The organism is Mycobacterium sp. E2462 (assembly GCF_001672685.1).
Taxonomy (GTDB): domain Bacteria; phylum Actinomycetota; class Actinomycetes; order Mycobacteriales; family Mycobacteriaceae; genus Mycobacterium.
Genome location: NZ_LZKC01000007.1, coordinates 1 through 4,691, shown reverse-complemented (window position 1 = coordinate 4,691; position 4,691 = coordinate 1). Strand labels below are relative to the sequence as shown.

General features: G+C 69.0%; 5 protein-coding genes. 2 read left to right on the top strand and 3 right to left on the bottom strand.

Going from position 1 to position 4,691, the window contains the following annotated elements:
• Nucleotides 1-231: 231 nt before the first annotated feature.
• Entirely contained in the window at nt 232-609 is a 378-nt protein-coding gene (locus A5714_RS00235; protein ID WP_068074952.1) for a helix-turn-helix transcriptional regulator, read from the bottom strand.
• Nucleotides 610-751: 142 nt separating this feature from the next.
• On the opposite strand from A5714_RS00235, the gene A5714_RS00230 reads away from it, so the two are divergent.
• Both A5714_RS00230 and A5714_RS00225 read left to right on the top strand, forming a co-directional pair.
• Nucleotides 752-1,201: an Hsp20/alpha crystallin family protein gene (locus tag A5714_RS00230; protein WP_068074931.1), complete on the top strand. Its 450-nt coding sequence runs from the start codon at nt 752-754 to the stop codon at nt 1,199-1,201.
• 83 nt (nt 1,202-1,284) lie between these two features.
• Nucleotides 1,285-1,962, top strand: coding sequence for a PAS and ANTAR domain-containing protein (locus tag A5714_RS00225; RefSeq protein ID WP_068074934.1), 678 nt, complete (start codon nt 1,285-1,287; stop codon nt 1,960-1,962).
• A gap of 20 nt (nt 1,963-1,982) precedes the next feature.
• Here the strand turns inward: A5714_RS00225 and A5714_RS00220 are convergent, their stop codons facing one another.
• Both A5714_RS00220 and A5714_RS00215 read right to left on the bottom strand, forming a co-directional pair.
• Nucleotides 1,983-3,629 (bottom strand): GAF domain-containing sensor histidine kinase, encoded by a 1,647-nt coding sequence (locus A5714_RS00220; protein ID WP_068281691.1) that lies wholly within the window; start codon nt 3,627-3,629, stop codon nt 1,983-1,985.
• A 75-nt stretch (nt 3,630-3,704) separates the two neighbouring features.
• Nucleotides 3,705-4,355, bottom strand: coding sequence for a response regulator transcription factor (locus tag A5714_RS00215; protein ID WP_068074937.1), 651 nt, complete (start codon nt 4,353-4,355; stop codon nt 3,705-3,707).
• Nucleotides 4,356-4,691 lie beyond the last annotated feature (336 nt).

Sequence of the window (4,691 nt, the reverse complement as noted above, 5' to 3'; positions counted from 1 at the left end):
CCACGAGGCTGTAGACGACCAGGACGGCCAGGTAGCCGCCCAGCGGTTGGTCGCTGTCGCCTTGGTACGCCTGCGCTTCTTGCCGTGCACCGTGGACCACCCGGGCGCTGGTTCCCGTCACGTCTGCCATTGCTTCTCCTCTTGCTGCCCACGGGACGCTCCCTTGAAGGCCTAGCCGGCCGAATACCCCGGGTGGTGCCCCGCAATCAGCGGCGGGGCATTGCGCCGCGGTCAGCCCTCGGCGGTGTCGCCGTCCAGGGTGCCGCCTTTGGACGTGCGCACGGCGGTGCGCAGCGTGTGGTTGGTGGAGCGCAGGCTGGAGTTCACCGCCGAGAGCGACGCGTTGTGGTCCTCGAGGTCGAGGATGCGGGAGATGCCCGCGAGGTTCACCCCCGCATTGACCAGTTCGCTGATGCGCCGCAGGCGGGCGAGGTCGTTCGCGCTGTAGCGGCGGGTCCCCCCCTCGCTGCGCGCCGGGGTCAGGAGCCCGTGGCGCTCGTAGAGCCGCAGCGATTGGACCGCGATACCGGACAGTTCGGCGGCCACCGAGATGCCGTACACGCCGTGGTCGGACGCCGGAGCTTCCAATTCCGTAGGGCGGTCGGCCATCTCGTCCCCCTTTCTGAACAGCTTTAGAAAATCTGTGTAGCACACTTGCGCCGTTATGTCGACGAGTGCTATAAGAAATCTATGTCATTAGACATAGGAAATAGCCGACCCACAGCCTAGATTGGAGTGAGAGGTGACTACCATGTTGATGCGTACCGACCCGTTCCGGGAACTCGACCGCTTCGCCCACCAGGTGCTCGGTACGGCGGCGCGACCTGCCGTGATGCCCATGGACGCGTGGCGCGAGGGAGAGAAGTTCGTCGTCGAGTTCGACCTGCCCGGCATCGACGCCGACTCGCTGGACATCGACATCGAGCGCAACGTGGTGACCGTGCGCGCGCAGCGCCCGCCGGTGGACCCCAACCGCGAGATGCTGGCCACCGAGCGGCCGCGCGGGGTGTTCAGCCGCCAGCTGGTGCTCGGCGACAACCTGGACACCGAAAGGATCGAGGCGTCCTACCGAGAGGGCGTGCTGAGCCTGCAGATCCCGGTGGCCGAACGGGCCAAGCCGCGCAAGATCTCGGTGGGCCGCGACGGCGGGCAGCAAGCCATCAAGGACAACGCGGCGCACCGGGAGGTGATCAACGCCTGATCCGCCGGCGGGCCGGGCGGCGGCCGCACTGGGCGCGAAGCCGCCACGAGCCGGCCGCCGCCCGCCGCGACAGGGGACGCACCATGAAATGGGAACTGGACGGCCAGACGGGCAGTGTCGAGCAGGCCCTGACCGGCGGCACGGCACACCCCGCGGGCTGGTTCAGGTTCCACTTCACCGACCAGCGGTGGGAATGGTCGAACGAGGTGCAGCGGATCTACGGCTACGAGCCCGGCAGCGTCACACCCACCACCGAGTTGGTCCTCTCGCACAAGCACCCCGACGACCGCCCACGCGTCCGGGCCACTATCGACCAGATCGTGCACGCCCGTTCGGCGTTCGGCACCCGGCACCGCATCATCGACACCCGCGGACGCGTCCGGCACGTGATGGTGGTCGCCGACAAGCTCGTCGACGCCGAGGGTGACGTGGTCGGCACCCACGGGTTTATCGTGGACGTCACGCCGGGACATGACCACGCCCACGAGGACATGGTGACCGCCAAGCTCGCCGAAATCAGCGAGCACCGCGCCAGCATCGAACAGGCCAAGGGCATGCTGATGCTGGTCTACGACCTCGACGACGGGTCCGCGTTCGATCTGCTGAAATGGCTTTCCCAGGAGGCGAACCTGAAGCTGCGCACGCTGGCCGAGCAGATCACCGCCGACTTCCGGCGCGCCGGCCTGGCCGACCGGTCGGAATTCGACCACCTCCTGCTGACCGCGCACCGGCGGGTCCGCAGGACGGCATCCGGCGGGTAACGCGTTGCGCCACAGGGGATTCAGTCTCCGCCCAGCGGGGCGACCCAGTGCACCACGGTGCCGCCCTCCGGTCGGGTGGTGACGGAACAGCTACCGCCCAGCTGCTCGGCCCGCCGCTGCATGTTGGCCAGCCCGCTGCGCCGCGTGTTGTCCGGCGCTATGCCGCAACCGTTGTCGACGACATCGAGCACGAACATGTCGGCGGCGCTGATGTTGACGCTGACCCGCGACGCACCGGAATGGCGCAGGGCGTTGCTGACGGCTTCGGCGGCGACCGCCTCGGCGTGATCGGCGAGTTCACCGGTGACGGTCGTCATCGGGCCGTCCATGTGCACGGTCGTGACGACGTCGCGGTTGGCGGCCAGATCGGTGACCACCCGCTGGATGCGATGGCGGAAGTCGACATTCGCGTCGGCCGGGGATTTCAGCGCGAAGATGGTGGTGCGGATCTCCTCGATGATGGTCTGCAGGTCGTCCAGCGTGCGGTTGAGCCGCTCGGCCACCTCGGGGGAACGCACCCTGGCCAGGGTGCCCTGCAGCGTCATGCCGGCGGCGAACAACCGCTGGATCACGTGGTCGTGCAGGTCGTGGGCGATTCGTTCCCGTTCGGCCAGGATCGTGAGCTGCCGGGCATCCTCGCGAGCCGCGGCCAGCACCAACGCGATCGCAGCGTGCGTCGCGAAATCGCGGACCACGTCGAGGTACCCCTCGGTGAACGGCGGCTGGTCGGCGCCGCGGGCGATCGCGATCACGCCGACGACCTCGTCGTGCGCGCGCAACGGCATCACGACGGCCGGGCGCTGCCCCACGTCGGTGAATGCCTGGATAGGATAACGGAATTCGCCGGTGATGAGCGGTTCGCCGACCCGGAACACCGCCCCCGTCGTGGAACCCTGCACCGGGACCCGCTGGCCGATCACCTCGGCCGCGTGCCGACCGACCGCGGCCGACACCACCAGGGTGTCGACCTGCTCCTCGGGCGCGCCGGTATCGTCCGGGACCAGCACGATCGCCTGTTCGGCGTCGGTGAGGACGCGGGCGCGCTCGGCGATCAGCTGCAGGGGCCGGCGGTGCGGCTCGCTGGACAACAACGCGGTGGTGATCTCGCGGCTGGCCTCCATCCACTTGACGGAGGTGCGTTCGCGTTCGAAGACCTGCGCGTTGTCGATCGCCACGGCGGCCGCGAACGCCAGTGCGCGCGCGGTCATTTCGTCGGATTCGGAGAACACGCGCTGCGGATCGACGTGGGTGAGATACAGATTGCCGAACACGGTGTCGCGAATGGTGATCGGCACCGCGAGGAACGCGCGCATCGGTGGGTGGTGTTCGGGGAAACCGACAGCCGCGGGGTGGGCGGTCAGGTCGTCCATCCGCAACGCCGGGGTGTCCAGCAGTGACAGGCTCAGCAGCCCCTTGCCCACCGGCAGGTGGCCGATGCGTCCCACGGTGGGGGCGTCCATCCCCTCGTGCACGAACGAGACCAGGTTGCCGTCCGCGTCGCGGATAGCCAGGGCGCCGTACGGGGCGGACGTCAATTCGCGGGCCGCGGCGATGATCCGGTGGAAGGTGGCCTCCGGGTCGAGGCCCGAACCGATTTCGACGATGACCCGCAGCAGGTGCTCCATCTGGTCGCGCGCGGCCAGCAGCTCGTCGAGCTGCTCGTGCATCTTGCCGACCAGCCCGCGCTGGCCGAGCCCCGCGAAGGCGGAGTCGTTGTCGCCGCCGGTCACCGAGACCCCGGCTCAGTCCGCGGGCGGGCGCGACTGCCGATCCAGCTTGGACGCGAACACCGCGGCTTGGGTGCGCCGCTCCATGCCCAGCTTGGCCAGCAGTCGGGAGACGTAGTTCTTCACCGTCTTTTCGGCCAGGAACATCCGCGCCGCGATCTGCCGGTTGGTCAGGCCTTCGCTGAGCAGGCCGAGCAGCGTGCGCTCCTGGTCGGTCAGCCCGGACAGCGGGTCCTCCCGGGCGCCCGCGCCGCGCAGCTTGGCCATCAACGCCGCAGCGGCCCTGTTGTCCAGCAGGGATTTTCCGGCGCCGACCTCTTTGATCGCGTGGGCGAGTTCCATGCCCTTGATGTCCTTGACCACATAGCCGCTGGCGCCGGCCAAAATCGCTTCCAGCATCGCTTCGTCGGAGGTGAACGACGTCAGCATCAGGCACCGCAGGTCGGGGTGCTCCGCCACGAGGTCGCGGCACAACTCGATGCCGTTGCCGTCCGGCAGGCGCACGTCGAGCACGACGACGTCGGGGGCCGCGGCGGGGATGCGCGCCATCGCCTCGGCGACCGAGCCGGCCTCGCCGACGATCTGCAACTCGGGGTCCGAGGCCAGCAGGTCGCACAGTCCGCGACGCACGACCTCGTGGTCATCGACGAGAAACACCTTGATCATCACGAGCCCTTCCTGCCCTCGCGCACCGCCCACGCCGGTTGCACCCCAATATTGCACACGGCGCACCAGCAATCACTGCCGTCGACGCGCAGGGTCGGGCGGCGCACCGGTAACGCCACCGCACCCGACCACCCAAACTCCAGCGGCACAACGACTTTGGTCCCCATAGACAGGGACCTTCGACCGGCGCGGGGAGCGCGCCGGTCGACTAGTCTCGTGCGCGTGCGGGTGTTTGCCCGCGGTGGAAGGGAGCACCGGTGGCCGACGACGACAACGCCGTGGTCCTGGCGCTGGGGACCCGCGAGGACGACCGGCTGGCTCAACTGCGGGCGGGGG

Excerpts from the sequence above, each read along its gene's own strand:
- A5714_RS00235 (WP_068074952.1), bottom strand. The coding sequence starts at position 609 with ATGGCCGACCGCCCTACGGAATTGGAAGCTCCGGCGTCCGACCACGGC.
- A5714_RS00230 (WP_068074931.1), top strand. The coding sequence starts at position 752 with ATGTTGATGCGTACCGACCCGTTCCGGGAACTCGACCGCTTCGCCCAC.
- A5714_RS00225 (WP_068074934.1), top strand. The coding sequence starts at position 1,285 with ATGAAATGGGAACTGGACGGCCAGACGGGCAGTGTCGAGCAGGCCCTG.
- A5714_RS00220 (WP_068281691.1), bottom strand. The coding sequence starts at position 3,629 with ATGCACGAGCAGCTCGACGAGCTGCTGGCCGCGCGCGACCAGATGGAG.
- A5714_RS00215 (WP_068074937.1), bottom strand. The coding sequence starts at position 4,355 with ATGATCAAGGTGTTTCTCGTCGATGACCACGAGGTCGTGCGTCGCGGA.